General features: G+C 31.6%; 30 protein-coding genes and 1 riboswitch. Of the genes, 4 read left to right on the top strand and 26 right to left on the bottom strand.

Translation table 11 applies throughout. The features are described from left to right. Positions 1 to 9: 9 nt before the first annotated feature. The 3 genes from cshA to CD034_RS08985 form a co-directional block, all read right to left on the bottom strand. Complete coding sequence (gene cshA, locus CD034_RS08995) at positions 10 to 1,521, bottom strand: degradosome RNA helicase CshA (protein WP_002448713.1); 1,512 nt, start codon at positions 1,519 to 1,521, stop codon at positions 10 to 12. A 231-nt stretch (positions 1,522 to 1,752) separates the two neighbouring features. Then, positions 1,753 to 3,108: a UDP-N-acetylmuramoyl-tripeptide--D-alanyl-D-alanine ligase gene (locus CD034_RS08990; protein ID WP_002455070.1), complete on the bottom strand. Its 1,356-nt coding sequence runs from the start codon at positions 3,106 to 3,108 to the stop codon at positions 1,753 to 1,755. Positions 3,109 to 3,123: 15 nt separating this feature from the next. Continuing rightward, positions 3,124 to 4,194, bottom strand: coding sequence for a D-alanine--D-alanine ligase (locus CD034_RS08985; protein WP_002455069.1), 1,071 nt, complete (start codon positions 4,192 to 4,194; stop codon positions 3,124 to 3,126). 373 nt (positions 4,195 to 4,567) lie between these two features. Between CD034_RS08985 and CD034_RS08980 the strand changes: the two genes are divergently transcribed. Then, positions 4,568 to 5,752 (top strand): FtsW/RodA/SpoVE family cell cycle protein, encoded by a 1,185-nt coding sequence (locus CD034_RS08980; RefSeq protein ID WP_002455068.1) that lies wholly within the window; start codon positions 4,568 to 4,570, stop codon positions 5,750 to 5,752. 160 nt (positions 5,753 to 5,912) lie between these two features. Here CD034_RS08980 and CD034_RS08975 read toward each other — a convergent pair whose 3' ends face one another. The 3 genes from CD034_RS08975 to csoR form a co-directional block, all read right to left on the bottom strand. Then, positions 5,913 to 6,050: an Lmo0850 family protein gene (locus CD034_RS08975; RefSeq protein WP_002437525.1), complete on the bottom strand. Its 138-nt coding sequence runs from the start codon at positions 6,048 to 6,050 to the stop codon at positions 5,913 to 5,915. 112 nt (positions 6,051 to 6,162) lie between these two features. Further along, positions 6,163 to 6,372 (bottom strand): putative copper chaperone CsoZ, encoded by a 210-nt coding sequence (gene csoZ, locus CD034_RS08970; RefSeq protein WP_002448674.1) that lies wholly within the window; start codon positions 6,370 to 6,372, stop codon positions 6,163 to 6,165. Positions 6,373 to 6,387: 15 nt separating this feature from the next. After that, entirely contained in the window at positions 6,388 to 6,681 is a 294-nt protein-coding gene (csoR, locus tag CD034_RS08965; RefSeq protein WP_002437530.1) for a copper-sensing transcriptional repressor CsoR, read from the bottom strand. A 165-nt stretch (positions 6,682 to 6,846) separates the two neighbouring features. Between csoR and cls the strand changes: the two genes are divergently transcribed. Beyond that, positions 6,847 to 8,331: a cardiolipin synthase gene (cls, locus tag CD034_RS08960; protein ID WP_103288309.1), complete on the top strand. Its 1,485-nt coding sequence runs from the start codon at positions 6,847 to 6,849 to the stop codon at positions 8,329 to 8,331. A gap of 34 nt (positions 8,332 to 8,365) precedes the next feature. Beyond that, complete coding sequence (locus CD034_RS08955) at positions 8,366 to 9,013, top strand: HD domain-containing protein (RefSeq protein WP_002448635.1); 648 nt, start codon at positions 8,366 to 8,368, stop codon at positions 9,011 to 9,013. 57 nt (positions 9,014 to 9,070) lie between these two features. Here the strand turns inward: CD034_RS08955 and yidC are convergent, their stop codons facing one another. From yidC to CD034_RS08920, 7 genes are all read right to left on the bottom strand, one after another. Next, positions 9,071 to 9,940, bottom strand: a complete 870-nt coding sequence (gene yidC, locus CD034_RS08950; RefSeq protein WP_002455066.1) for a membrane protein insertase YidC — start codon at positions 9,938 to 9,940, stop codon at positions 9,071 to 9,073. An 88-nt stretch (positions 9,941 to 10,028) separates the two neighbouring features. Continuing rightward, the gene (thiE, locus tag CD034_RS08945; protein ID WP_002448695.1) at positions 10,029 to 10,667 is read right to left on the bottom strand and encodes a thiamine phosphate synthase; all 639 of its coding nucleotides are present in this window, start codon (positions 10,665 to 10,667) and stop codon (positions 10,029 to 10,031) included. A gap of 2 nt (positions 10,668 to 10,669) precedes the next feature. Beyond that, the gene (gene thiM, locus CD034_RS08940; protein ID WP_002448660.1) at positions 10,670 to 11,458 is read right to left on the bottom strand and encodes a hydroxyethylthiazole kinase; all 789 of its coding nucleotides are present in this window, start codon (positions 11,456 to 11,458) and stop codon (positions 10,670 to 10,672) included. Beyond that, complete coding sequence (thiD, locus tag CD034_RS08935; RefSeq protein WP_103288308.1) at positions 11,451 to 12,272, bottom strand: bifunctional hydroxymethylpyrimidine kinase/phosphomethylpyrimidine kinase; 822 nt, start codon at positions 12,270 to 12,272, stop codon at positions 11,451 to 11,453. Before thiD ends, thiM begins: the two co-directional genes overlap by 8 nt. Beyond that, positions 12,265 to 12,954 (bottom strand): thiaminase II, encoded by a 690-nt coding sequence (gene tenA / locus CD034_RS08930; protein WP_002455064.1) that lies wholly within the window; start codon positions 12,952 to 12,954, stop codon positions 12,265 to 12,267. Before tenA ends, thiD begins: the two co-directional genes overlap by 8 nt. A 76-nt stretch (positions 12,955 to 13,030) precedes the next feature. Next, positions 13,031 to 13,133: riboswitch (TPP riboswitch) on the bottom strand. Positions 13,134 to 13,344: 211 nt separating this feature from the next. Continuing rightward, entirely contained in the window at positions 13,345 to 14,091 is a 747-nt protein-coding gene (locus CD034_RS08925; RefSeq protein WP_103288307.1) for a transglycosylase family protein, read from the bottom strand. 404 nt (positions 14,092 to 14,495) lie between these two features. Beyond that, entirely contained in the window at positions 14,496 to 14,891 is a 396-nt protein-coding gene (locus CD034_RS08920; RefSeq protein WP_002448700.1) for a single-stranded DNA-binding protein, read from the bottom strand. Positions 14,892 to 15,084: 193 nt separating this feature from the next. Here CD034_RS08920 and CD034_RS08915 point away from each other — a divergent pair, with 193 nt between their 5' ends. After that, entirely contained in the window at positions 15,085 to 15,525 is a 441-nt protein-coding gene (locus tag CD034_RS08915) for a YwpF-like family protein (RefSeq protein ID WP_002448687.1), read from the top strand. Positions 15,526 to 15,574: 49 nt separating this feature from the next. On the opposite strand, the gene fabZ is transcribed toward CD034_RS08915, so the two are convergent. From fabZ to wecB, 13 genes are all read right to left on the bottom strand, one after another. Next, positions 15,575 to 16,012: a 3-hydroxyacyl-ACP dehydratase FabZ gene (gene fabZ, locus CD034_RS08910; protein ID WP_002448673.1), complete on the bottom strand. Its 438-nt coding sequence runs from the start codon at positions 16,010 to 16,012 to the stop codon at positions 15,575 to 15,577. Positions 16,013 to 16,039: 27 nt separating this feature from the next. Next, entirely contained in the window at positions 16,040 to 17,305 is a 1,266-nt protein-coding gene (gene murA / locus CD034_RS08905) for a UDP-N-acetylglucosamine 1-carboxyvinyltransferase (protein ID WP_002448704.1), read from the bottom strand. 106 nt (positions 17,306 to 17,411) lie between these two features. Further along, positions 17,412 to 17,642 carry a DUF1146 family protein gene (locus CD034_RS08900; RefSeq protein WP_002448711.1) on the bottom strand — a complete coding sequence of 77 codons (231 nt, stop codon included), beginning with the start codon at positions 17,640 to 17,642 and terminating at the stop codon, positions 17,412 to 17,414. 308 nt (positions 17,643 to 17,950) lie between these two features. Continuing rightward, complete coding sequence (locus tag CD034_RS08895; protein WP_002448708.1) at positions 17,951 to 18,352, bottom strand: F0F1 ATP synthase subunit epsilon; 402 nt, start codon at positions 18,350 to 18,352, stop codon at positions 17,951 to 17,953. Between the two features lie 21 nt (positions 18,353 to 18,373). Next, positions 18,374 to 19,786, bottom strand: a complete 1,413-nt coding sequence (atpD, locus tag CD034_RS08890) for a F0F1 ATP synthase subunit beta (protein WP_002448706.1) — start codon at positions 19,784 to 19,786, stop codon at positions 18,374 to 18,376. 21 nt (positions 19,787 to 19,807) lie between these two features. Further along, complete coding sequence (atpG, locus tag CD034_RS08885; protein ID WP_002448682.1) at positions 19,808 to 20,674, bottom strand: ATP synthase F1 subunit gamma; 867 nt, start codon at positions 20,672 to 20,674, stop codon at positions 19,808 to 19,810. A 31-nt stretch (positions 20,675 to 20,705) separates the two neighbouring features. Then, positions 20,706 to 22,214 (bottom strand): F0F1 ATP synthase subunit alpha, encoded by a 1,509-nt coding sequence (atpA, locus tag CD034_RS08880; protein WP_049335540.1) that lies wholly within the window; start codon positions 22,212 to 22,214, stop codon positions 20,706 to 20,708. 18 nt (positions 22,215 to 22,232) lie between these two features. Continuing rightward, entirely contained in the window at positions 22,233 to 22,772 is a 540-nt protein-coding gene (locus tag CD034_RS08875; RefSeq protein ID WP_002448668.1) for a F0F1 ATP synthase subunit delta, read from the bottom strand. After that, positions 22,772 to 23,302 carry a F0F1 ATP synthase subunit B gene (locus CD034_RS08870; RefSeq protein ID WP_002448661.1) on the bottom strand — a complete coding sequence of 177 codons (531 nt, stop codon included), beginning with the start codon at positions 23,300 to 23,302 and terminating at the stop codon, positions 22,772 to 22,774. Before CD034_RS08870 ends, CD034_RS08875 begins: the two co-directional genes overlap by 1 nt. A gap of 86 nt (positions 23,303 to 23,388) precedes the next feature. After that, entirely contained in the window at positions 23,389 to 23,601 is a 213-nt protein-coding gene (gene atpE / locus CD034_RS08865) for a F0F1 ATP synthase subunit C (protein ID WP_002448651.1), read from the bottom strand. A gap of 32 nt (positions 23,602 to 23,633) precedes the next feature. Next, positions 23,634 to 24,359: a F0F1 ATP synthase subunit A gene (atpB, locus tag CD034_RS08860; RefSeq protein ID WP_002448665.1), complete on the bottom strand. Its 726-nt coding sequence runs from the start codon at positions 24,357 to 24,359 to the stop codon at positions 23,634 to 23,636. A 28-nt stretch (positions 24,360 to 24,387) separates the two neighbouring features. Continuing rightward, positions 24,388 to 24,735 carry an ATP synthase subunit I gene (locus CD034_RS08855; protein ID WP_002455060.1) on the bottom strand — a complete coding sequence of 116 codons (348 nt, stop codon included), beginning with the start codon at positions 24,733 to 24,735 and terminating at the stop codon, positions 24,388 to 24,390. A 147-nt stretch (positions 24,736 to 24,882) separates the two neighbouring features. After that, positions 24,883 to 26,028: a non-hydrolyzing UDP-N-acetylglucosamine 2-epimerase gene (gene wecB, locus CD034_RS08850; RefSeq protein ID WP_002448685.1), complete on the bottom strand. Its 1,146-nt coding sequence runs from the start codon at positions 26,026 to 26,028 to the stop codon at positions 24,883 to 24,885. Positions 26,029 to 26,042 lie beyond the last annotated feature (14 nt).

The following is a 26,042-nucleotide window of genomic DNA, read 5'->3' as shown; positions in this document are numbered from 1 at the left end:
CTATAACAACTATTTTTGTAAATCAGCAAACGTACGACCTTTGATAGATGTTTTTCTTTTATCTTGTCTATCTCGACGATCTTGTTTTTTACCTTTTTTCTTATTGAAGTTACCTTTTGATCGTTTATTTTTGTTGTTAAATTTATTGTTTCGTTTACCACCACGTCTTGATTGATTACCTTTATTATTACGACTCTTTCTTGCAAGTGGCTTTTCGAAAGTTAATTGAACTTCAACTTCATCGTTTGCTTCAACAAGTTCTTGTAATAATGAAGCTACTAATTCAGTGCTATCATATTCTTCTAATAATTCACTAGAAATACGTTTTAAACGATCTTCACTCTCACGTGACATCCAGTTTTTAACTTTGTCTTTAATATCTTCTTCACGTGCTTTAAGCACTTCTTTACGATGAGGTGGTCTTAAAGCTTTCATTCTTCTGTCATTGACTTCTTCAATTTGACGAATGTAATCCATCTCAATTGGGTTAACAAACGTAACAGCAATACCTTCTTTACCTGCACGACCTGTACGTCCAATTCTATGTGTATAACTTTCAGTATCTTGAGGTATATCAAAGTTATATACGTGACTTACACCTGAAATATCAAGACCACGTGCTGCAACGTCTGTGGCAACTAATATATCAATTTGATCGTTTTTGAATTTTTTAAGTACTTCTAAACGTTTGGCTTGTGTAATGTCTCCATGTAATCCTTCTGCTTTGTAACCCTTAGTAAGCAATGCACTTGTTAACTCATCTACACGACGTTTAGTTCTACCAAATACAATAGCTAACTCAGGTTGATGTACATCTAAGAAATTAGTAAATGTATCAAATTTCTCTAACTCTTTAACAATTGTATAGTATTCGTCGATTTGAGGATCAGACATTTCATTGTTCATCGTTTTAACAATTTGTGGTGATTTCATAAATTGTTGTACTAATGTCTGAATAGCTTTAGGCATTGTCGCTGAAAATAGCATTGTTTGTCGTTGTTCAGCAGGGATTTTATCCATAATAAATCTCATATCATCAATGAAGCCCATGTTCATCATTTCGTCCGCTTCATCTAAAATTAAAGTATGAATATCATTCGTTTTTAATGTACGACGATTCAAATGATCGATAACACGTCCTGGCGTTCCTACTACAATTTGAGGCCCACGTTTTAACGCTTTAATTTGTCTATCAATTGGCATACCACCAAAGACAGTAACAACTTGAATATTTTGTCCACGACTGAATTCGCGTAATTGTTCAGCAACTTGCATTGCTAATTCTCTTGTAGGTGCTAAAATTAAAGCTTGAACACCTGATTTTCCAACAACTTTTTCTATTAAAGGAATACCAAAAGCTCCTGTTTTACCCGTACCTGTCTGAGCTTGTCCAAGGATATCTTTTCCTTCTAATGTATAAGGGATACTTTCTTTTTGAATCGGTGTTGGTTCTTTAAAACCCATTTCTTCTAGGGTTTTTACCGTTTTATCCGAAATCCCTAATTCTTTAAAATTTTGCAATATAATTCTCCTTTTAATTCTTTTATTTATCAATATACGTTTTTGTATATAAGGTCTTCTTATTACGTCAACTTCTATATAGTACCACCTAAAAATAGTTATAGCAATAAAGCAATTTTCATATCTACAGCAAGTAACGTTTTTAAGTAGAGTATTTGTTCTATTAAAATAATAAAAAGAAGTTGCTTTGAAACCTTTCATTTCTAAGCAACTCTTAATTATAATGAATAATTAAATTAAAGCATTTACTACTTCTTCAAGTTTATTACCACGTGACCCTTTAATTAACACTTTGTCATCAGGTTGCAAAATAGACTTTAAGTAATGAGTCAGTTCATTTTTATCTGAAAAATAAGCTACATCTTCCACAAACTGGCCACCTGTACGACTTATAAACTTAGCATCATTACCGTAAGTAAGTAACGTATGAATACCTTTATTGTCCAAATAAGTACCTACATCTTCATGCATACGTTGACTATTTTCACCTAATTCTAAAGAATCAGCGAGTACAATGATTTTACGTCCATTCATATGACTTAATGTATCAATAGCCGCTTTCATACTTGTTGGACTTGCATTGTAAGCATCATTAATAACCGTAATTTGATTATCAGTAACATGTCGTTCCATACGCATACCTGTGAGTTGTACATTACTTATATTCTTTTGAATTGTGTTGTAATCTAAACCAAGTTCATGTCCAATTGCAATAGCGATAGTAGCATTTTTCATGTTGTGAATACCTAAAATTGGTAATTCATAATGTTCCTTGTTATTGATCATAAATGCTATGCCATCATTTTTACTATTTTCAACTTTACATACTAATGTATTTTCATGATTTAAACCAACACTAACAAGTTTTGCATTTTTCACATTTTCAACATGGGGCTTTAGAAGTGGTTCATCTCCATCATATATAAATGTGCCATCAGATTTAAGACCAATAGTAATTTCAGATTTGGCTTTAGCAATACCTTCTCTAGAACCTAAATCTTGCATGTGAGATTCACCAATATTTGTGATAACCGCAATATCAGGTTCCGCAATTTTAGATAACAATTCAATTTCGTGGAATCCTGACATACCCATTTCCAAAATAGAAATTTCTGTGTCTTTGTCTAATTGAAGAATGGTTAAAGGTAATCCAATTTCATTGTTATAGTTACCTTGTGTTTTTTTGACTCTAAATTCGGTATGTAACACACTTTCAATCATATCTTTTGTTGTTGTTTTACCATTAGAACCGGTCACTCCAATTACTTTTGGATTAACATGCTTTAAGTACGCTTTAGCTAATTGTTGTAAAGCAGTTAATGTATCATCAACCCATATAATAGGTCCTTGAATTGAATCGCTAATATCCTGTCCTTTTTCATAAAATGAAGCACCAGCACCACTTTTTAGTGCTTGTTCTACAAAACGATGACCGTCTACATTTTCGCCTTTAAATGGAACAAATAACATTTCTTTTTCTACATGGCGAGAATCGATAGTGACTCCTTTAATTTGATGTTCTAAATATGCTTCATCAATATCGCAAGATATCCATTTTTGTATTTGTTTTAATGAAACTTCAATCATACTTAGGCTCCTCGCTTAATCGATAGTATATTTATTTTTCTTTTTATCTTCGTAACGTTCTTTAGCTAAATCAATTAGTTTAGTGATTAAATCAGAGTATGATAATCCCATATTTTCCCATAAACTTGGATACATGCTAAATGCTGTAAAACCAGGCATCGCATTTGTTTCATTAATGTAGATTTGATTATCTTCTGTCACAAAGAAATCAGCACGTACTAATCCAGAACAATCTGTAGCTTTAAATGCTTCTAATGCCATATTACGTAGCGTCATTTGAACCTCTTCATCTAATTCTGCTGGAATTTGTAAACTGATTTTACCATCTTTATATTTTGACTTATAGTCATAAAACTGAACATCTTTAATTACTTCTCCAGGCCATGTTGTTTCAGGATAGTCATTACCTAAAACTGCAACTTCTACTTCACGTGCAATAACACCTTGTTCAATCACTAACTTACGATCAAATTGAAATGCTTCTTCAATCCCTTTTTTAAGTTCATCTTCATTATTACATTTACTAATACCCACACTAGAGCCAAGGTTAGCAGGTTTTACAAATACTGGGTATGTTAATTTATCATTAACGAGTTTAATAATATTACCTTCATATTTTTCATATTCACTTCTTAAAAAACTAATATAAGGTAGTTGAGGTAAACCGCGATGTTCAAACAATTGTTTCATTACTAATTTATCCATCGAACTGGATGCAGCTAATACACCATTTCCTACATATGGCAAATCTAGCACTTCAAATAAACCTTGAATGGTACCATCTTCACCATTTGGTCCATGTAATAATGGGAAAATAGCATCATATTTATTTCCTTCCCCATTTTCTTTTAAAAGTAATGTAATTTCTCCAGGACTTATATCTTCTAAATGTAATTCTTCAATAGTTTTAATGTTTTTTGTAATATTTTCTTTTTTCTTCCATTGACCATCATTTGTAATATATATAATATCTACAAGATACTTGTCTTTATTAATCGCATTTAATACATTTTGTGCCGTTAAAATTGATACATCATGCTCAGCACTTTTACCACCATATACGATACAAATATTTTCTTTTACCATGCTTTATATCCTCCATCGAGAAAAATAATGACAAAAGCCATTTATAAATTGAAGTTTAATTACGCTTTTGTTTCTCTCATCATAATTATAATACTATAATGTATTAAGTTTAAATTGTTAATTATACGTTTCATTAACGATATGTAATTTAAATTATTCTTTCTAAAAGTTCATATTATCACAGTATCAGTATTTTTTGCATTTACCAATAAATAAATATATAAATTTCTTAAAGAATAGTCCACTCATGTTAATGGTTATTTTTTAGATTAAACCGCTTCGACTTTATATCATCTTCTATATTTTGTAGCATAATCATATAAAGTCATGTAAAATCTATATATACTATCCCATAGAATTTAAGGAGTTTTTTATGAAATATTCATCCCGTCAACAGCCTACAACACATTGGCTTCGAAAAATTGACTGGATACTTATAGCATTAATAATGATTTTAGCCATCATTAGTGTGACTACAATCAGTTCTGCTATGGGTGGCGGCCAATATAGTGCCAATTTTGGTATTCGTCAAATTATCTATTATATTTTAGGAGCAATACTAGCACTTATTGTGATGATTTTTTCTCCCAAAAAAATAAAAAATAATACATATATATGGTATATCTTCTTTTGTATCTTACTACTAGGTTTATTAATCATTCCTGAAACACCTATTACGCCTATTATTAATGGCGCTAAAAGTTGGTATGCTTTTGGTCCAATTAGTATTCAACCTTCAGAATTTATGAAGATTATTTTGATACTTGCCTTGGCTAAAATCGTTTCTAATCATAATCGATTTACATTTAATAAATCTTTTCGTACTGATTTAATCTTATTTTTTAAAATTATTGGCATATCTCTAGTACCTATGATATTAATTTTACTTCAAAATGATTTAGGAACTACATTGGTTCTATGTGCCATTATTGTTGGAATCATGCTAGTGAGTAGTATTACATGGCGTATTCTTGCCCCTATCTTTATTACTGTAGCAATATTAGGAAGTAGTATTATTTTAGCCATTATATATAAACCCTCTCTGATTGAGAAAACGTTACATATCAAAATGTATCAAATGGGTCGAATCAATTCATGGTTGAATCCTTATGCTTATAGTAATGGAGATGGCTACCATTTAACAGAATCGTTAAAAGCTATAGGATCCGGTCAATTATTTGGTAAAGGTTATAATCACGGAGAAGTATACATTCCAGAAAACCATACCGATTTTATTTTTTCTGTCATTGGAGAAGAAATTGGATTTATTGGAGCAGTGATATTACTTCTTATATTCCTAGCTTTAATTTTCCATCTTATCCGTTTAGCTATAAAAACAACTTCATCATTTAATAAGGTATTTTTAATTGGTTATATTTCTTTACTCGTCTTCCATATTTTGCAAAATATCGGTATGACGATTCAACTCTTACCTATTACAGGTATACCACTACCTTTTATTAGTTATGGTGGTAGCGCATTATGGAGTTTAATGCTAGGTATTGGTGTTATACTTTCTATTTATTACCATCAAAAGCCAGCGTCAAAAGATGCTTAATAATAAATATATTTTAATTCAGTTAATAACATGAAAATAGTATGAATGAGAATGAAACAAAACTCATTTTGACTTTATCGTTCCACTTCAGCAATGTATCTCCAACACATAAAAAAGTCTGAGACAACTAATAATGTCTCAGGCTTTTTTCAATCACATATTATTTAAGTTCTTGAGTAACGGTTTTTGTGGTAGGCAAAGTATTAATAATGTCGAAACGAGATTTTGTTTTTTTGATATTGACGCCTAAAGATGATAATAATTTGACTACATTTTGTAACTTATCTGATTTGTTCATGGTATCTCACCTCGTTTTTTGACCTTCAATGATATACTACCCTAATTAGTCATGCTTTACTACTATATTTGAAAATTATTTTAAATTATTTAAGTTACACTAAAGCTTTTTATTATGAAAGTACTTTAAATCCAGCGTCATAAATTTCTTTTTCAATACTATTTAAATTAGTAGGTGTTTCATATTCAACATTAATCTTATTTCTTTCTATATCGATTGATACCGTATGTACTCCAATCATATTTAACAAACGTTCATTTAACATTTGTGCTTGTTCTTCTGTTTCAATGTTATCTATAAATACAATATTACTGTTTAACATATTACAATCTCCTAACTAATCTTTCACTAGTTTTTGAAATGTCACTAGTAGTTCTTCCATTGCTTCTTCTTCAGTACCTTGATTTATTTTTTCCATAATACAACTTTTCATGTGATGTTCTAGTAACTTAGTAGCAACACTATTAAGTGCTGAACGTGTTGCTCTTATCTGAGTTAATACATCATCACAGTAGACGTCTTCATCAATCATTCGATTAATTGCTTTAACTTGTCCTTCTATTCGATTTAATCGAGATTTTAAATTTAATTTAACTTGCTCAGAATGATGGGCATGATTTTGATTTTCCAACTAATTCACCCTTTCATAGCTTCTATATCATCGTATAATTTCCTCTTTATTACGTCAATTATACATTTTTATTTTAAAAATTAATCATACCATTTATTATAGTGCATGGTACAATATTTGTTAGTACATTAATTTTAAACGATTTAGGAGGTTCAATTAATTAATATGGTAGAGATCGTGCAATTATCTTTCTCACACTCTTCTTTAATTATTAACATCATATTAATCACTGCCTTTATATTAAACTTGATTTTCGCATTTATCATTATCTTCATGGAACGTCGTAGTGCAGGTTCCATTTGGGCGTGGCTTTTAGTTCTTGTATTTCTACCGATAGTAGGATTTATTTTATATCTATTATTAGGGCGTCAAATACAACGCAAACATATTTTCAAATTAAAAAAAGAAGATCGTAAAGGTTTAGCTATGATAGTTGATGAGCAATTAAATGCACTTGAAAAAGATGATTTTTCTAAAGGTAATCATCAAATTGTTAAGTTTAAAGAAATGGTGCACATGTTACTCTATAATAATGCTGCATTCTTAACTACTGATAACAGTATAAAAATCTTTACAGATGGTCATGCTAAATTTGACGCATTAATTGAAGATATTCAGAATGCTAAAGATTATATACATATTCAATACTATATTTTCAAAAGTGATGATCTTGGACGTCGTATTTTAAAGGCACTCGAAGACAGACTTGAAGATGGTATAGAAGTTAAAATGTTATATGATGATATGGGCTCAAGAACATTACGCAAGAAAGATTTGAAACAGTTTAAAGACAAAGGTGGACACGCAGAAGCCTTCTTCCCTTCCAAATTGCCCTTAATCAATTTAAGAATGAATAACCGTAATCATAGAAAAATTGTAATTATAGATGGCAAGATTGGTTATGTTGGGGGGTTTAATGTTGGTGATGAATACCTTGGTAAAGATAAAAAATTTGGTTATTGGAGAGATACTCATTTAAGACTTGAAGGTGACTCTGTCAATGCATTAGAATTAAGATTCATCTTAGATTGGAATTCACAATCAACACGTGACAATATCAGATATGAAGATAGATATTTTCCTGATGTAGATTCAGGCGGCGAGATTGGTGTTCAAATCGCTTCAAGTGGTCCTGATGAAGACTGGGAACAAATTAAATATGGCTATTTAAAGATGATTATGTCAGCAAAACATTCTATTTATATTCAATCACCTTATTTTATTCCTGATCAAGCTTTTATTGATGCCATAAAAATTGCCGCTTTAGGTGGTGTTGAAGTTAATTTAATGATTCCATGTAAACCCGATCATCCTTTTGTTTATTGGGCTACATTAAAAAATGTCGCTTCTTTATTAGACGCAGGTGTTAAAATCTATCAATATAATAATGGATTTCTACATTCAAAAACACTCATTGTCGATGATGAAATTGCTACTGTAGGTACAGCAAATATGGATAATCGTAGTTTTTCATTAAATTTCGAAGTGAATGCGTTCATTTATGACGAAGATATTTCTCTTCAACTTAAAAAAGCATTTATTAAAGATATGAAAGTCTCATATGAGTTGACTAAAGAATTATATAATCAACGTAGTACTTGGATTAAGTTTAAAGAAGGCATATCTCAATTATTATCACCTATTCTTTAAACTCATTCAATACATGTTTTTAAAGGAGTAGTTTATGAATCAAGCAGAACAAATATTATTAGCTAAAGAATATATGTACCAATTTCATAAAAATGATTACTCTGGACATGATATTGCACATATTGAACGTGTCACATTATTAGCTAAATATATTGCCAAACAAGAACATCAAGGCGATTTTCTTACAATAGTATTGTCAGCTTTATTGCATGACGTCATAGATGATAAATTGACTGATAAACACCATGCTTTAAGCGAATTACATCAATTTTTTAAAAAAATAGAATTGGATGATACTGTTCAAAAGAATATTATTTTTATTATCAAACATTTGAGTTATCGAAATGGTAGAAATAACGATGTTACACTTCCAATCGAAGGACAAATCGTTAGAGATGCTGATCGCTTAGATGCTATTGGTGCTATAGGTATCGCAAGAACGTTTCAATTTTCTGGACATTTCAATGAGCCGATGTGGACAGAATCTCCCTATCATTCAATTCCTTCAGAAAAAGATATGGTTGATTTACCTCCTTCTGCTATTAGACACTTCTATGATAAGTTATTAAAATTAAAAAAATTAATGCATACACAAACAGGATTTCAACTAGCTGAAGAACGTCATCAATTTATGAAACTATTTTTATCTCAATTTTATAGCGAGTGGCACTTAGAAGAATAAAAAAAGTAGGAAAAGATCATCTATCTTTTCCTACTTTTTTATCGTATTATGCTTATATTATTTTTTCTTCTTATTATTTTTAGAAACAACTTGCGTATTTTTACCTTTTTTATTTGAATTATTTTCTTTATGTGCCTCAACCATAGGTCCAATTTCTTGTTTTGCAACTTTTTCATAATGTTTATTTGCAAAGAATGTTTGAATAATTAAGAATGCCGCACTGACAGACCAATATAAACCTAGTGCTGAAGCTGAACTTAATGAAATCCAAATAATCATAATAGGTGAAACAATCATCATCATATAAGTCATTTGACGTTGTTCTTCAGGCATTTGTTTACTTGACACCCATGCTTGAATAAAGTATAACACACCAGCAATAATAGTAATCCAAATATCAGGATGTACTAAATTAAACCATAAGAAATGTGGATGTTCTGTAATACCGCCACCAATACGATAACGCAATACGAAATATAATCCCATAACAATAGGCATTTGAATTAAAACAGGTAAGCAGCCTAAAGCACTCTTCATAGGATTGATATCATATTTCTTATAAACTTCCATCATTTCCTGATTAGCAGCCATTTTTTCTTCTTGAGTACGTGCTCGCTTAACTTTTTCTTGTACACCTTCTACTTCAGGTTTAGCAATTTTCATTTTTTCACGCATCATATGGCTATTTTTATAGTTTGATAGCATGAAAGGCAATAAGATAATACGAATAACTAATACTAAAACGATGATTGCAATACCATAATCATCATGAAAAACAGAATGGCCTAACCAATGTAGAATTTTAGCCATTGGTTCAACGAATGTATTGTAGAAAAATCCATTTCTATTACTAGATTTGGAATAGTCACATCCAGCTAAAAAGACCATTACCCCTAATAACAAAGGTAGTAGCGCTTTCTTCTTCATTTTTACACCTCTATTGATATATTCACGTAGAAATAATTTTATCATAGATAGGGTGTACTAGAAAACAAAAACTGAAAAAAAGAGATATTTATTTGAAATAGTGCTTTAATTTATTAACAGTCTTGTCAATATTTTGACTATGTGTAATGACTGAAATAACTGACACACCATCAGCGCCTTCTTTAGCTATAAGTTCACAATTGTCTTCAGTAATACCACCTATAGCAACCATAGGTAAGCTTGGATTAATATTTTTTAATGTTGCAATCATTTCAGGACCTACAGGGGCACTTGCATCAGATTTTGAAGATGTCTCATACATTGGACCTACACCTATATAATCTACGTGTTCTAAATCTGATTGTTGATATTCCTTTACGTTTCCTACACTTAACCCTATAATTTTATTTTTAAAACGATTAGCAAAAGAAGCAATTATTTCGTCATCTTGACCTACATGTATACCATCTGCATCAATTTTTTCAGCTAAATCCACATCATCATTAATTAGAAAAGGTACTTTATACTCATGACAAAGTGTTTTTAATTCCTTAGCTAATGCTTCTTTTTCATCCCCTACTAAAGCATTTGGCCCTTTTTCTCGAAATTGAAATAATGTAATTCCTGATTCTAATGCTGCTTTTAAAACATCTTTAATATTTTGATCACCGATGATGTCTTGTGTTCCACATATAAAATAGACTTGTAAGCTTTTTGAATCAAACATATTTAAACCTCTTTACGTTTTACAAATTGTTTATAAGTATCATAGTTAAGTTGATACATTTCATCAAGTAATTGAGATAAGAATGTTCCAGGTCCATTAACTTTTTCGCTTTTTTCAGCAATCTCTGCGGCGATATTATAATAACTTACTGATTCTTCTAATACTTGTAATGACGGATGTGTATTTCTAAATAAAAATCCAGCAACTAAACTGCCTAATAAACAACCCGCGCCTGTGATTTTTGCAAGTAATGGAGAACCATTTGATAATTTGACAATTTGATTATCTTGAATAATAACATCTTCTCTACCTGTAATAACAATTGCTGTTTGATATTTTTCATAAGCTTTTTTAGCAATTGTCACTACATCTAAGTCTGTTTCTCCATCAGTGCCTTTCATTGTAGTATTTGAATCTACTAAAGTAAGAATTTCAGATGCATTACCTTTAATTACAGAAACATTTATTTCAGAAAGAAAAGATTCACAAAATTGTTTACGATATGTTGATGCACCTACAGCAACTGGATCAAATACAATGGGTGTACCTTGTTGATTAGCAATTTTTCCAATTTCTAAAATATCTTTTTCATTTGCTTTAGTTAATGTTCCAATATTTATAAGCAGTGCCCCTGCTACTTTATAGAACTCTTCTGCTTCTTCTGGAGCTTCACTCATTGCTGGACTTGCACCAATACTCAAGAGTCCATTCGCAGTGAAGTTTTTAACCACATCATTGGTATAACAGACTACTAGTGGATTCTCTTGTCTTATCTTTTCTAAACTATTCATCGTCTAAACCTGCTTTCTTCATATAAGCAAAATGGTTTACCGGGCCGCGTCCTTGACCGATTTCAGGTGTATGTTCAATACTTAATGAAATAAATTTTTTACCTTTTTTTACAGCTTCATAAATTGTTTTACCTTTAGCTAGTTCGGCTGTGATCACAGCTGAAAATGTGCAACCTGTACCATGAGTATGTGGCGTATTAAATCGCTTCTCTTCAAAAGTATAGACATCATCTTTAGTAAATAAAAAGTCTTTAGCATTATTTAAATCAGCAGAATGACCGCCTTTAATTACTACACCTTTACTTCCTATTTCATTTATAAATATATGACCTGCTTTACGAATATTATCTTCAGTATCAATTTTCAAGCCAGTAATTTCTTCAGCTTCTGGAATGTTAGGAGTCACGACATCCGCTAATGGTAAGAGCGTTTTCTGAAGATGTTTTTTTGTTTCATCATCCATTAAGGAATCGCCACTTTTAGCTAGCATAACTGGATCGATAACATAGGGAATATCGCTATGATTTTTTAAATATGTTTGAATCAGTTCCATCGTTTCATGTGTAGCAATCATTCCAGTCTTAATTGCATGAGGTAATTCATCATCAAACACGCTATCTAATTGTTCTTTAACCCAACTAGTTTCTAGATTATGGATATGTTGAACTCCTTTAGTATTTTGAGCCACAATACTTGTAATAGCAGCCATTCCATATACGCCACAAGCATGGAATGATTTTAAATCTGCCATAACTCCTGCGCCACCAGAAGGGTCAGTACCAGCAATTGTTAACGCAATCTTAGGTTTATTCATGATTTGCTCCTCCAAAATCCCATTCTTCATCAATGTATGCCATATTAAAGAAATGACGTTCATGTACAGTACTTTGTAAAAATGCTTCTTTAATTTCTCTTTTTTCCTGTTCGGTACAATGTTCTGTAAGTTCATTTAACAAACGGTCAAATACTTCAATTAAAGGTGCCATTTCAGTGCTATAAAAATCAAACCACTTAGCAGTAAGTGCATCTCTATTAAGATTTGAATCTTCTAATCCCCATTTAGCAATCACTTCATATACGTAAGGACATGGTGCCATTGCAGCTATAGTGTATGCAGCATTTTCATGAGTATAAGCATGATAATACATATGTTTAATGTAATGGTCTCCACTAGGTGGCCACACTTTTTCTTTTACAATTTCTTCATAAGGTTCGTTAATATAGTCCGCTAAAATTTCATGAGCTTCTACTTCGCCATCTAACATAAATTCAATTTGCTCTACTAAGAATTTCACTTCTTTCATAGTAGGTGCTTTAGGAATAAGTAAAGCATATAAATTAGTAAATTCTTTTAAATAAGAAGCATCAGCACGTAAGTATTGGCGTACTGCTTGTTTTGATAATTTTCCCTTTAATAAATCTTGAATAAAACCATCATTATAAATCTCTTCAATAATTGGCTTTGACGCTTGCTTTAATTCATCTGAAAAACTCATTAACTATTCCTCCTTAAATAAAAAAACTACATTTCAACGTAGAAATGTAGTCAATATTCAAAAAAATAGAATAAATGAATATGTATTACTACTTTCCTACGTTGGCATTAACCAAATCAGGTTATAAGGGTCTGAATGCTTCATCTCAGCCATATTCCATGGCTCCCCTAGTAGTCTTTAGTTTAATTTAACCATAACAAAACCATTGTTATAATTCAAATAAAAAAGATATTCATTGAAATAAGTTTAATTCATACAACTATTATTATAAATATAATAAATAAAGAATAGTACAGAAATCTTTTTAAATTCAGTCATTACTATCAATATATATAAAATGCCTAAGACAACTCATATTGTCTCAGGCACTAGTAAATTATTTATTAAGTTTTACGCTGTAACCCATTGAGATGGACCTGCAGTATTATAAAGTTTTACTGCCGCTGCATCTTGAACACTTTCAGGTGCTTGTGCTGGTGATACACCTTTATATTGTGCTGGTGCTACTGAATCCCAAGTAGATTGTAAGAATTGATATTTACCTGCTGCACCAGAAGAAGGGTTGATTGCATGAATATCTCCACCTGATTCGCGTTGAGCGATTTGTTGTAAATGACTATTTACATTTACAGATGAACCACTTGTTGATTGTTTAGGTTGATTTGTAGTTGCATTAGCAGGTGCTTGTTGTGTTTGAGTTGCTTGTTTAGTTTGTGTTGTTTTTGGTGCTTGTTGTGTTTGAGCTTCATTTGCATAGTGTTGACTTACATTTGAAGTTGAAGCTGATTGATTTATATTTTTATAATTATTATTTTGGTAAGATACATTTTGTGCTGTTTGAGTTGAAGCTACATTTTGATTAGCACTATTTACAGTTGAACCGTTTGATGGATAATATTCCCATTTAAAATATGTTCCATCTGACCAAAAATGATAAGTTTTACTATTTAAATTAAATTGGTAATTATATGCTCCTTCTTGAATAGGATGTTGATTTAATGATTGATCGTTAGATTCCGCTAATTGAGCTAATTTTTCTTTATTAATTTGATTTTCACTTGCATCAGCATGACTTACGTTTCCTGCTACTAATCCTAAACCTACTGCTAATGAAGATGCAATAATTGTCTTTTTCATAATAGTATAATCCTCCTAAGTCATTTATTTTCTTAAATATTTTACAGGTACTACTCTAACATCTTAAAAAGCTTAGCAGGTTACAGTGAAATAAAAAAGAATGTATTTATTTTACATTAAAATTACATAGGTTTATAGATAATTCTTCTTATATATATACTATAAAAACTTTAATGGCAGTATTTATTAGATATATAATAAAAGAATTAACTGTAATCATCTTGTAATATTTCAGAAAAATGAACTGTATTTTTTATCATTCAATGAATTAGTTGTATCTAATGTCTCATACATAGTTAAAGAGGTCGGAATATTTATACCGACCTCTTGAGTATATTTGAGTATAATTGAAAGACTTATTTTATATTAATTGGAAAGGTTTGGAGTATTAAAAATAGAGAGTTTTATTTTATATTCATTAATTCGAGATGATCAAATGGATAAGTGTCTGTATTTAGTGAGTTATCTGAGAGTTTTTCATTATTTAATTTAGGGGACATAAATTTAATTGTTTCAACATATAATTCTGTTACAAAGTGAGTTTGTTTTTCCTTTTCATATTTACGAGAACGCATTTGGCCAGTAATACCTACTAATGATCCTTGAGAAGTATATTTTTCAATGTTACTGGCCATCTTACCAAATGCTTTACACAATATATAGTCACACGCTATTTCATCATTTTCATCTTTATAATTACGTTCAGTAGCCACACTAAACGTTGCGATTTTCACCTCCTCATTATTATAAATTTTTGCATCTTTAGTCATACGACCAACGATTACTATCTTATTTAACATGTGTCACCTCCTTATATCGTTATATTAAATAGAATTGAATATAACGTCAAAAAGCTATTTTTTTAAATTTCTTCCCTTTTTAGTATTAATATCTGATATATTTAAGAAAAATATTAAGATATGACACTTCTTATTTAACAAAAAAACAATAATCATATAATTTAAAAATTTTTAAGAGTATGGGAGTAATGTTATGAAGACGTTTAAAGCAGTTCGATTCCAAATAGTAAGCGATGGTAACAGGATTTCAGAATTTGAACTTTATGATGGTGTGATTATAAATAAAGAAAGTAGTGGTACAGGTTGGCTTCTGGAAATTGTAATTTCAGATACACATTATGATATCATGCAAAAATATTATGAATCACAAACAATATTAGATATCAGAGTAGTGATTACTAGACCTTCTAACGATCCAGCATTGTTTGATGCAACAATAAAAAACATTTCTCTATTTGCAGGAAAAATGTCAATTATTTTCGAGTGTCATATTTATACACATCGACAAGTATACGCAGAAACTCTATTAGAACAACTTATTGATGAAGGATTATCAGGAGAAGAATTGAAAATCACATTCAACAGAATGATGCAATCTAAGCCGAAATTAAAAGAAGAAAAATTTAAAAAATAGAAATAGAGTAGTAACGAAATGATTTATTTCGCTACTACTCTATTTTAAATTATGCATCTTGAATAGCAAAAGTAAGTTCACAACTACAAGCAAGCTGTCCATCAACAGTAGCTTTTGCTGTACCTTTTCCAATAGGACCTTTAATTTTTGTAATTTCAACTTCTAACATTAAAGTATCACCAGGTGTCACTTGTTTTTTAAATCTACATTTATCAATACCAGCAAATAAAGCAATTTTACCTTTATTTTCTTCACTATTTAACATAGCTACTGCTCCAGTTTGTGCCAAAGCTTCCGTAATGAGAACACCAGGCATAACTGCATAATCAGGAAAATGCCCTTGGAAAAATGGTTCGTTTCCTGAAACTTGTTTTAAACCTACACAACGCTTTCCTTCTTCATATTCAACAATACGATCAATAAGTAAAAAAGGTTGTCTATGAGGGATGATTTTTTTTATTTCATTATAATCAAAAATGGTTTCCATAACTATTACCTCAAATCTATTTAAAAATTAGTCATTGACTCTTTTGATATCTGCACCAAGTGATTTTAACTTCTCATGGAAATTAACATAACCACGATCTAAGTGTTTAAGCTCTGTCACTTGAGTTGTGCCTTCTGCTACTAAACCAGCCAAAATAAGAGCTGCGGCAGCTCTTAAATCGGTAGCTTTTACTTGAGCACCTTGTAGTTGACTTTTACCTTCTATTTTAGCACTTCTACCTTCTACATTAATATTAGCATTCATTCTTCTAAATTCTGCAACATGCATAAATCTATTTTCAAATACTGTTTCAGTAACCACTTTATGACCTTCAGCTGTTAATAATAATGCCATCATTTGTGATTGCATGTCTGTAGGGAAACCTGGATGAGGCAGTGTTTTAATATCTACAGGTTGAAGTTCACCATTTGTAGTGACATGTACACCCTCCTCATTAAAATCGAGATTAACTCCCATTTCTTCTAACTTATAAATTAAACTTGTCATATGTTCTTTAACAGCACCTTTTACAAAAACATCTCCTCTTGTAATTGCTGCTGCGATAATAAATGTACCTGCTTCAATGCGATCAGGTATAATTGCATGTTTAACTCCTGTTAATTTCTCAACACCATGGATAGTAATGGTATCTGTACCAGCACCAATAACGTTACCACCCATTTCATTGATATAATTAGCTAGATCTACAATTTCAGGTTCTTTAGCTACATTTTCGATAACTGTTTTTCCTTGTGCTAAAGAAGCACCCATTATAATATTTTGAGTTGCACCTACACTTGGAAAATCTAGATGAATATTTGCACCTTTCAATCCCTCTTTAGTGCTTGCATATATATTTCCGTTTTCTAAATGAATTTCTGCCCCTAATGCTTCAAAACCTTTGATATGTTGTTCAATTGGACGAGCACCAATTGCACAGCCACCTGGTAATGCAACGATTGCATGACCTAGACGTGCTAATAAAGGTCCCATTACTAACACACTTGCTCTCATTTTACTCACATATTCATAAGGCGCTTCTTCATTTAGTGTAGCAGAAGCATCAACTGTAACTGATCCATTTTCTTTATCATAATCCACTTTAGCGTTTAAAGTAGATAAAACATTATTGATAGTAACCACATCACTTAAATCAGGCACATTGGTTAATTTGCTTTTTCCTTCAGACGCTAATAACGATGCTGTAAGGATAGGTAATACAGCATTTTTAGCTCCTTCTACTTGAACTTCACCAGTAAGGCGATTGCCTCCATTTATAATTATCTTATCCATATTAATCCTCCACATTAAACTCCTATTTCTTATAACATTTCCCATTTTGAATTACTTATTTAATTAGTATATCTACATTTTTAGTTAATTGATAGAAATTCATTTTTTAAAATAAATATTTAATTTGTGTAGAGTACTGTAATAAATCTACGATAAAGTTACTTACTGCAGTACCCATTAAAATTGCTAAGAAAATCATACACACTTGCAGTCGTGTTGAATATCCTTTTTTAAAAAATTGATCTAATCTGAGAGAATGTAATGCCCAGTACGCAATACATATACATATTACATGTAAAAATAAATGTATTATTGCAAATTGTCCAACATATTCCATTCTTTTCTCTCCTTAAAGATTTCTGTAATATATTGTACATTAAAAAAGTTAATAATGATACATAAGAACGTTACGATATTTAATAAAAAGTAACTAAAATAAAAATTTAAAGTTATTATTATTCTAAGTTCTTTTATGTACAATAAAAAAAGAGTTTGAAACACTATTAAATGTCTCAAACTCTTTTAATATATTAAGAATAATTAACTAAATCAAAATATTTTAATACCTGTTACTTTTTCATTAACCATTCTCACTAAAGTGAGACAATATATTCATCATAAATATTATCCCACGTCATTTAATCATTATTTTAATTCAGCTACACGCAGACGGTTTTCCGCTCTAGCTAATGCGCGTTTAGCTCGGTTAATGTCACTGTTATCCTCTTCATCTAAATGAGACTGTGCTCTTTGACGAGCCAATTTAGCTCTTTCTACATCAATCTCACTAGCTGTTTCAGCTGTTTGAACAATGACAGATACTTTATGTTGTCTAATTTCAACAAAGCCACCACTAACAGCTATATACTCAGTACCATTCTTAAACTTAACTTTAATATGGCCTATCTTTAATGCGGCAACTGTCGGAATATGTCCACTCATGATACCTATTTCGCCCGCAGTAGTTTGAAATACAACGAGTTCAACATCATCTTTTTCGTAGACTGAACCATTAGGAGTGACAATATCAAGATTTACTGTGTTCATTATCTTTACCTCCTAATTAGTTTAAACTTCAACACCCATATCTTTAGCTTTAGCAATAACATCATCCATACTTCCAACTAAACGGAATGCATCCTCAGGAATATGATCGTATTTACCATTTAAGATATCTTTAAAGTTCGCTACAGTTGTTTTAACTGGAACATAAGAACCTTTTTGACCAGTAAATTGTTCAGCCACATGGAAGTTTTGTGATAAGAAAAATTGAATTCTACGCGCACGTTCTACTGTTAATTTATCTTCTTCAGATAATTCATCCATACCTAAAATTGCAATGATATCTTGTAATTCTCTGTATTTTTGTAATGTAGATTGAACTTCACGTGCAACTTCATAATGTTCTTGTCCAACAATAGATGGTTCTAAAGCTCTAGAAGTTGAAGCTAATGGGTCTACCGCAGGATAAATACCCATTTCAGTTAATTTACGTTCTAAGTTTGTTGTTGCATCTAAATGTGCGAACGCAGTTGCTGGTGCTGGGTCAGTATAGTCATCGGCAGGAACGAATACTGCTTGAATTGAAGTGACTGAACCTTTATTAGTAGATGTAATACGTTCTTGTAATTGACCCATTTCAGTTGCTAATGTAGGTTGATAACCTACAGCTGAAGGCATACGTCCTAATAATGCTGAAACTTCAGAACCAGCTTGAGTAAAGCGGAAAATATTGTCAATGAATAAAAGTACATCTTGACCTTGTTCATCACGGAAATATTCAGCCATTGTCAATGCTGATAAAGCAACACGCATACGCGCACCTGGCGGCTCATTCATTTGCCCAAATACCATGGCTGTTTTATTGATAACGCCACTATCGCTCATTTCATAGTATAAATCGTTACCTTCACGAGTACGTTCACCTACACCAGCGAATACAGAAATACCACCATGTTCTTGAGCGATATTATTGATTAATTCTTGAATTAATACAGTTTTACCTACGCCGGCACCACCGAATAAACCAATCTTACCACCTTTAATATAAGGTGCTAATAAGTCTACAACTTTAATACCTGTTTCAAGAATTTCTACTTCAGTAGATAATTCATCAAAATTAGGTTGACGACGATGAATTGGATCACGTCTAACAGAACTATCTATTTTTTCGTTTAAATCTATTGTTTCTCCTAAAACGTTAAACACACGTCCAAGTGTTTCTTCACCTACAGGAACACTAATATCTTTACCAGTATTCACAACTTGCATACCACGTTGAACACCATCAGTTGAATCCATTGCAATAGTACGAACAACATCATCACCTAGTTGCAATGCAACTTCTAATGTTAATTTAAATGTGCCATCATTTTTGGGTACTTCAATAATTAGGGCATTATTAATTTCAGGGACTTCATTATGTTCGAATCGAACATCAATTACAGGACCCATAACCTGAGTTACACGGCCATTACCCATGTTGTTTCCTCCTTTAAAATATTATTCAAGTGCGGCAGAACCACCAACAATTTCTGTAATTTGTTGAGTGATTTCAGCTTGTCTCGCTCTATTATATTGTAATGATAAGTCATCAATAAGTTCAGTTGCATTATCAGATGCATTTTTCATTGCAGTCATACGTGCTGCATGTTCACTAGCCTTAGCATCAAGAATCGTTCCATAAATTAAACTTTCAACGTATTGTGGAAGAATAACTCTTAAGATTGAATCTTTATCTGGTTCAAATTCATATGAAGACATTTGACCTTGGCCTTGACTAGAATCTTCTTGAGATAATGGTAGAACTTGTTTAACAGAAGGTTTATTTTCAAGAACACTAACATAGTGGCTATAATAAATCTTAAGTTCATCAATATGTTCTTCACTGAATAAGTCAATCGCATGCTTAGCGATAGCTTGTATTGATTTAAATGAAGGTTGATCAGGTACATCAACAAGTGAACTTTCAACTTCATAACCTCTATTTTTAAGGAAATCAACACCGGATTGACCTAAAACAATAATGCTATATTCATCACTATTTGTATGTTTTTCTTTAATGTCATTGACTAGTCGCTTAAGCACATTCGAACTATAAGCACCCGCTAATCCTTTGTCACTTGTAATAACCAAGTAACCACTACGTTGAATATGTCTTGGTCTTAACATTGGATGATTTGAATTTTTACTTGCGCCTGCAATAGCAGTTATCGCATCTTGCATTTTTTCCATATAGGGTTCGAATTGCTTAGTATTTTTTTCAGCTCGACGTAATTTAGAACTTGAAACCATGTTCATCGCTTTGGTAATCTGTTTCATTTTTTTCGTCGATTTAATACGACTATCTATCTCTTTAAGAGAAGCCATTATCTCACCACCTTTTTGATTTAAAGTTTAGTTATTCAGATTTGCTAAAACTTTTCTTAAATTCATTAATAGCTGATTCAAATTTAGCATCATCTGGAAGATTACCAGTTTCTCTGATTTCCCCTAATAATTCTGAAGCATTTGATTTAGACCAACTATTTAATTCATCTTCAAAACGTGTAATGTCTTCTACAGGGATATCATCTAAATAACCTTTTGTTAAGGCATAAATAATTAACACTTGATTTTCAACAGGAAGTGGCTTGTTTTGATCTTGTTTTAAAACTTCAACCGTACGTTTACCACGTTCTAATTTTTTAGCAGTATATTCGTCTAAATCAGAACCAAATTGTGCAAATGATTCTAACTCACGATAAGATGCTAAATCTAAACGTAATGTACCAGCAACTTTTTTCATTGCTTTAATTTGTGCTGAACCACCAACACGTGATACAGACTGACCAGCATTAATCGCAGGTCGTACACCTGAGAAGAATAAATCAGATTGTAAGAAAATTTGTCCGTCAGTAATTGAAATCACGTTAGTTGGAACATATGCAGAGATATCCCCAGCTTGTGTTTCAATGATAGGTAAAGCTGTAATTGAACCGCCACCTAATGCATCGTTTAATTTAGCTGCTCTTTCTAATAATCTACTGTGTAAGTAGAAGACGTCACCTGGATACGCTTCACGGCCTGGAGGTCTACGTAATAATAATGATAATTCACGATAAGCAGCTGCTTGTTTAGTTAAATCATCATATACAACAAGTACATTTTTTCCATTAAACATGAACTCTTCACCCATTGTCACTCCTGAATAAGGGGCGATGTATAATAATGGTGCTGGTTCCGCTGCTGATGCAGATACAACAATTGTGTAGTCTAAAGCACCAGCTTGACGTAATTTTTCAACGTTTGCACGTACTGTTGAATCTTTTTGACCAATAGCTACATAAATACAAATTGTATCTAAACCTTTTTGGTTTAAAATTGTATCAATACCAATCGTTGTTTTACCTGTTTGTCTATCACCAATGATTAACTCACGTTGTCCACGACCAATTGGTACTAATGCGTCAATCGCTTTAATACCAGTTTGTAATGGTTCATCAACTGATTTACGATCCATAACGCCTGTTGCTTTTTGCTCAACAGGGCGTGTCTTAGTGGAATTGATAGGACCTTGTCCATCAATTGGTTGACCAAGTGGATTTACAACACGTCCGATAAGTTCTTCACCTACTGGCACTTCCATGATACGGCCAGTACGTTTAACTTCGTCGCCTTCTCTAATTTCACTATAAGGTCCTAAAATTACGACACCCACATTTGATTCCTCAAGGTTTTGTGCTAAACCAAGCACACCGTTTGAAAACTCTACAAGCTCACCAGCCATACAATCATTTAATCCGTGAATTAATGCAATACCATCACCAATTTGAAGGACGGTACCTACATCATCAACAGACATTTCTGACTCATAGTTTTCAATTTGTGAGCGAAGTAATGCACTGATTTCTTCAGCTTTGATGGCCATCTATGTCACTCCTCTTTTTTAATTAACTCTTTTAAATTTACGCTCTATTTGTTCTAAATCATTTTTTATACTACCATCTAATACAGTAGTCCCAACTTTTGCTCTAAACCCGCCAATTAAGTTAGGATTTATTTTAGTTGTAATATGTACTTTAGACAATTTAGTTTTGTTAAGAATCACTCTTTCAATATGAGATAATTCTTCTTCATTCAATTGATATACAGATTCAACCAAAGCATCACCTTGATTATAATGATGGTCATACAAATGTTTAAATTCTTTAAAGATAGAATGTATAAGCGCTAAATGACGATTATTTGCTAAAATCATTAGCATATTTTTTAAGTAATAGTTCGCATCCCCAAATACAATACCTGCAAATTTACGTCTTTCAGAAGCAGGTTGATTAGGATTTGAATCAATTGCTTTTAAATCATCAATGTAATTTAAAGTTGCATTACTAACTTCTTTTAATTCTTCATACATTAAATCTAATCGATCTTTATCTATAGAGACATCAAATAAAGCTTTAGCATATTTTTTTGCTACATCTGCCATTATTTATCGCCTGCCTCTTTAAGATACTTATCAACGAGACCTTTTTGATCTTGTTCTGAAATCTCTTTTTGTAAAACTTTAGAAGCAATTAAAACAGATAACTCAGAAACTTGATTATTAATATCTGCAAGAGCGCGTTCTTTTTCACTTTTGATTTCACTTTGTGCTGTTTCAATCATACCATTTGCACGTTCATGTGCATCTTTAATAATTTCTTCATGTTGTTTACGTGCTTGAATTCTTGCATCTTCAAGAATATGATGAACTTCATCTTGTGTTTCTTTAAGTGTCTTTTTATTTTCTTCTTCAAGTTTTTGTGCATTCAATTTTGCTTCTTCAGCTTCGTCAATATCTCTATTGATATCGCGTTCACGTTTATCCATTACTTCTTTTAATGGACCCCAAGCAAATTTTTTCAATAACGCCAATAGGATAATAAATGTAATAATTGTAACAATTGTTGTTCCCCATTCAACGCCACCTGCAGCTGCACCTAAAACAAATGAATTGGTTAATGCATTCACTGGCATTTGACACTCCTTTCATTATTAATCATCACTTTGCCACTAAATAAAACGAATGGCGAAGATCAAAGAGACTTCGCCTCGAACATTTCTTATCTGAATAATGTCATGAATGAGATAACAACGCCGATGATTGGTAATGCTTCAACTAAACCAATACCAATGAACATAATACTCATTAATTGACCACGTGCTTCTGGTTGACGTGCTACACCTTCAACTGTTCTTGAAACAATAAGACCGTTACCGATACCAGCACCTAATGCTGATAAACCGATTGCAATTGCTGCTGCGATTAAACCCATATTAATAATTCCTCCTAAAATGTTTGTTTATGTTAATGTGCGTCCGCAACTTTATGGGACATGTAAACCATAGATAGCATAATAAAGATATATGCTTGGATTGTACCGACAAAGATTGAGAATCCTTGCCATATAATTAAGCCAGGAATACTAATTATCCAGCCCCAGCCGTTTTGGAAAAACAGGCCAGCTAATAGTGATAATAGTAACTCACCAGCAAAAATATTACCGTAAAGACGTAAACCTAGTGTTAATGTTGAAGAGAATTCTTCAAAGACATTAATAATTGCTAATGGCCAGAAAGGTTTAAAGTAATTACCAACATATGCCTTTGTTCCACGCATTTTAACACCATAATAATGTGTTAATAAAATCATCATCGTAGATAACGTCAACGTTACAGTCGCGTCAGCAGTTGGAGATTTCCACCATAAATAATGATCATGTGTAACAATTGCAAATGGTAAACCTAGCATATTGGCAACAAAAATAAATAAAATTAATGTTACCGCCAAGAAGTGAAATTGACCACCTTTTTTCCAAGCCATGTTACTCTCAATAATGCCTCTTACAAAATCGAAAATCCATTCGATAAAGTTTTGTTTGCCACTAGGTCTTTTCTTGAGATTACGCGTACAAACAATAGCTATTATAAAAACAATAATAGCAGTAATAATAAGCATCATAATACTTGCTAAGTTGAAAACAATATCAAATCCAAACACATTCCAACTTACGAGTGGGGATTTGTGATCCATGTACTCACCTCTTTCTGTATATAGTTTACTATTTTAGCAAGAGAGGGCGTAAAATGATTAATACATAAGAAATCATAAGGCCTATCATTATACCAATGATATTTACATTCTCTTTAAAGACAACCCATACTATACATGCAATAATTGCGACTAAGTATCTCCATACATTGCCTGTAGAAATATGTATATTATCTGGTTGTTTTGTCCTAGAAAGATATATCTCAAAAATGTATGTGTTGATTAGAGACCCGAGTGTCCCAATTATTAAGCCTAATAAAAAAGAATTAGATTTAATAAAATACAAAATACTTAACATTATTAAAAAATAAATGTAATATTGAATGAATTGTCTAAATATGATGCTGAACCGTTTCATTCTTTGTGCCTCCAAAACTTATGACAATCATGGAAACCGTTCCACTCATACAAATTTAATAATAATATAGGGTAATTTATGTGTCAATTCTATTCAAATTGTTGTTTAATTTAACACCAATATTGTCATAAAATGTTCACAATTAAATCAACAATTTTTTAACTTTTCAAATTCTTTAGGTATTTCTTCGGTTAATCCTAAATAGTATTTAATGCTTTCACATATACGTTCAGATGCCTTTCCATCTCCATAAGGATTTTGAGCATATGCCATATTATTATAAACTTGTTTGTTCATTAATAATTTTCTTATTTCTTGATACACATGTGTATACTCTGTTCCAATTACTTTTAATGTTCCAGCTTCTACACCTTCAGGTCTTTCAGTTACATCTCTAAGAACTAAAACTGGTTTATTTAATGATGGTGCTTCTTCTTGAATGCCTCCAGAATCAGTCAAAATTAAATAAGCATGATTAGCAAAATTATGAAAATCAACAACATCTAATGGTTCAATAAGCTCTACCCTTGGATGTTTTTCTAAGTAAGCGTATGATAGTTTTCTAACTTCGGGATTCATATGTAAAGGAAAAACTACTACCACGTCTTCAATATCTTCAACGATATCTCTAACTGCTTTGAAAATATGTTCCATAGGTTTTCCAATATTTTCTCTACGATGAACGGTCAGCAATACAATTTTTTTATTTTTATGCTTTTCTATCAACTCAGAGGTATAATTTTTATTAATTGTAAAATTTAGTGTATCAATGGCAGTATTGCCAGTAATCACTATAGATGTCTTATCTTTATTTTCTTGAATTAGATTGTGTTTTGCACCAATAGTAGGAGCAAAGTGTAAATCGGCAATGTTACTAACCATCTGTCGATTTATTTCTTCTGGAAAAGGCGCATATTTATTCCCACTTCTAAGACCAGCTTCTATGTGTCCTACAGATGTATGATTATAAAATGCTGCTAATGCGCCAGAAAAAGTAGTCGTGGTATCACCATGAACAAGTACCATATCTGGACATTCTTTTTTCATAATTTGCTCAAGTTGAATAATAGATCTAGCTGTTATTTCTGAAAGAGTTTGCCCTTTTTTCATGATATTCAAATCATAATGGGGTGTTATGTTGAATGTTTTTAAAACTGAATCAAGCATTTCTCTATGTTGAGCAGTTACAACAATAATTGGTTCTAGCATTGAATCTTTTTCAAGTGCTTTAACTAAAGGTGCCATTTTAATTGCTTCTGGTCTTGTACCAAAGACTGTCATAATCTTTCTCATAATATTTACTCCTA

The sequence above is a fragment of the Staphylococcus hominis subsp. hominis genome (assembly GCF_002901845.1).
Classification (GTDB): domain Bacteria; phylum Bacillota; class Bacilli; order Staphylococcales; family Staphylococcaceae; genus Staphylococcus; species Staphylococcus hominis.
Note: the sequence above shows the minus strand (reverse complement) of the source record. Positions and strands in the feature narration are given on the sequence as shown.

Bases quoted from the DNA above. Each gene is read 5' to 3' on its own strand.
- CD034_RS08990 (WP_002455070.1), bottom strand. From the start codon at position 3,108: ATGATTGAAGTTTCATTAAAACAAATACAAAAATGGATATCTTGCGAT.
- CD034_RS08985 (WP_002455069.1), bottom strand. From the start codon at position 4,194: ATGGTAAAAGAAAATATTTGTATCGTATATGGTGGTAAAAGTGCTGAG.
- CD034_RS08980 (WP_002455068.1), top strand. From the start codon at position 4,568: ATGAAATATTCATCCCGTCAACAGCCTACAACACATTGGCTTCGAAAA.
- CD034_RS08975 (WP_002437525.1), bottom strand. From the start codon at position 6,050: ATGAACAAATCAGATAAGTTACAAAATGTAGTCAAATTATTATCATCT.
- csoZ (WP_002448674.1), bottom strand. From the start codon at position 6,372: ATGTTAAACAGTAATATTGTATTTATAGATAACATTGAAACAGAAGAA.
- cls (WP_103288309.1), top strand. From the start codon at position 6,847: ATGGTAGAGATCGTGCAATTATCTTTCTCACACTCTTCTTTAATTATT.
- CD034_RS08955 (WP_002448635.1), top strand. From the start codon at position 8,366: ATGAATCAAGCAGAACAAATATTATTAGCTAAAGAATATATGTACCAA.
- yidC (WP_002455066.1), bottom strand. From the start codon at position 9,940: ATGAAGAAGAAAGCGCTACTACCTTTGTTATTAGGGGTAATGGTCTTT.
- thiE (WP_002448695.1), bottom strand. From the start codon at position 10,667: ATGTTTGATTCAAAAAGCTTACAAGTCTATTTTATATGTGGAACACAA.
- thiM (WP_002448660.1), bottom strand. From the start codon at position 11,458: ATGAATAGTTTAGAAAAGATAAGACAAGAGAATCCACTAGTAGTCTGT.
- thiD (WP_103288308.1), bottom strand. From the start codon at position 12,272: ATGAATAAACCTAAGATTGCGTTAACAATTGCTGGTACTGACCCTTCT.
- tenA (WP_002455064.1), bottom strand. From the start codon at position 12,954: ATGAGTTTTTCAGATGAATTAAAGCAAGCGTCAAAGCCAATTATTGAA.
- CD034_RS08925 (WP_103288307.1), bottom strand. From the start codon at position 14,091: ATGAAAAAGACAATTATTGCATCTTCATTAGCAGTAGGTTTAGGATTA.
- CD034_RS08920 (WP_002448700.1), bottom strand. From the start codon at position 14,891: ATGTTAAATAAGATAGTAATCGTTGGTCGTATGACTAAAGATGCAAAA.
- CD034_RS08915 (WP_002448687.1), top strand. From the start codon at position 15,085: ATGAAGACGTTTAAAGCAGTTCGATTCCAAATAGTAAGCGATGGTAAC.
- fabZ (WP_002448673.1), bottom strand. From the start codon at position 16,012: ATGGAAACCATTTTTGATTATAATGAAATAAAAAAAATCATCCCTCAT.
- murA (WP_002448704.1), bottom strand. From the start codon at position 17,305: ATGGATAAGATAATTATAAATGGAGGCAATCGCCTTACTGGTGAAGTT.
- CD034_RS08900 (WP_002448711.1), bottom strand. From the start codon at position 17,642: ATGGAATATGTTGGACAATTTGCAATAATACATTTATTTTTACATGTA.
- CD034_RS08895 (WP_002448708.1), bottom strand. From the start codon at position 18,352: ATGAACACAGTAAATCTTGATATTGTCACTCCTAATGGTTCAGTCTAC.
- atpD (WP_002448706.1), bottom strand. From the start codon at position 19,786: ATGGGTAATGGCCGTGTAACTCAGGTTATGGGTCCTGTAATTGATGTT.
- atpG (WP_002448682.1), bottom strand. From the start codon at position 20,674: ATGGCTTCTCTTAAAGAGATAGATAGTCGTATTAAATCGACGAAAAAA.
- atpA (WP_049335540.1), bottom strand. From the start codon at position 22,214: ATGGCCATCAAAGCTGAAGAAATCAGTGCATTACTTCGCTCACAAATT.
- CD034_RS08875 (WP_002448668.1), bottom strand. From the start codon at position 22,772: ATGGCAGATGTAGCAAAAAAATATGCTAAAGCTTTATTTGATGTCTCT.
- CD034_RS08870 (WP_002448661.1), bottom strand. From the start codon at position 23,302: ATGCCAGTGAATGCATTAACCAATTCATTTGTTTTAGGTGCAGCTGCA.
- atpE (WP_002448651.1), bottom strand. From the start codon at position 23,601: ATGGGTTTAATCGCAGCAGCAATTGCAATCGGTTTATCAGCATTAGGT.
- atpB (WP_002448665.1), bottom strand. From the start codon at position 24,359: ATGGATCACAAATCCCCACTCGTAAGTTGGAATGTGTTTGGATTTGAT.
- CD034_RS08855 (WP_002455060.1), bottom strand. From the start codon at position 24,735: ATGAAACGGTTCAGCATCATATTTAGACAATTCATTCAATATTACATT.
- wecB (WP_002448685.1), bottom strand. From the start codon at position 26,028: ATGAGAAAGATTATGACAGTCTTTGGTACAAGACCAGAAGCAATTAAA.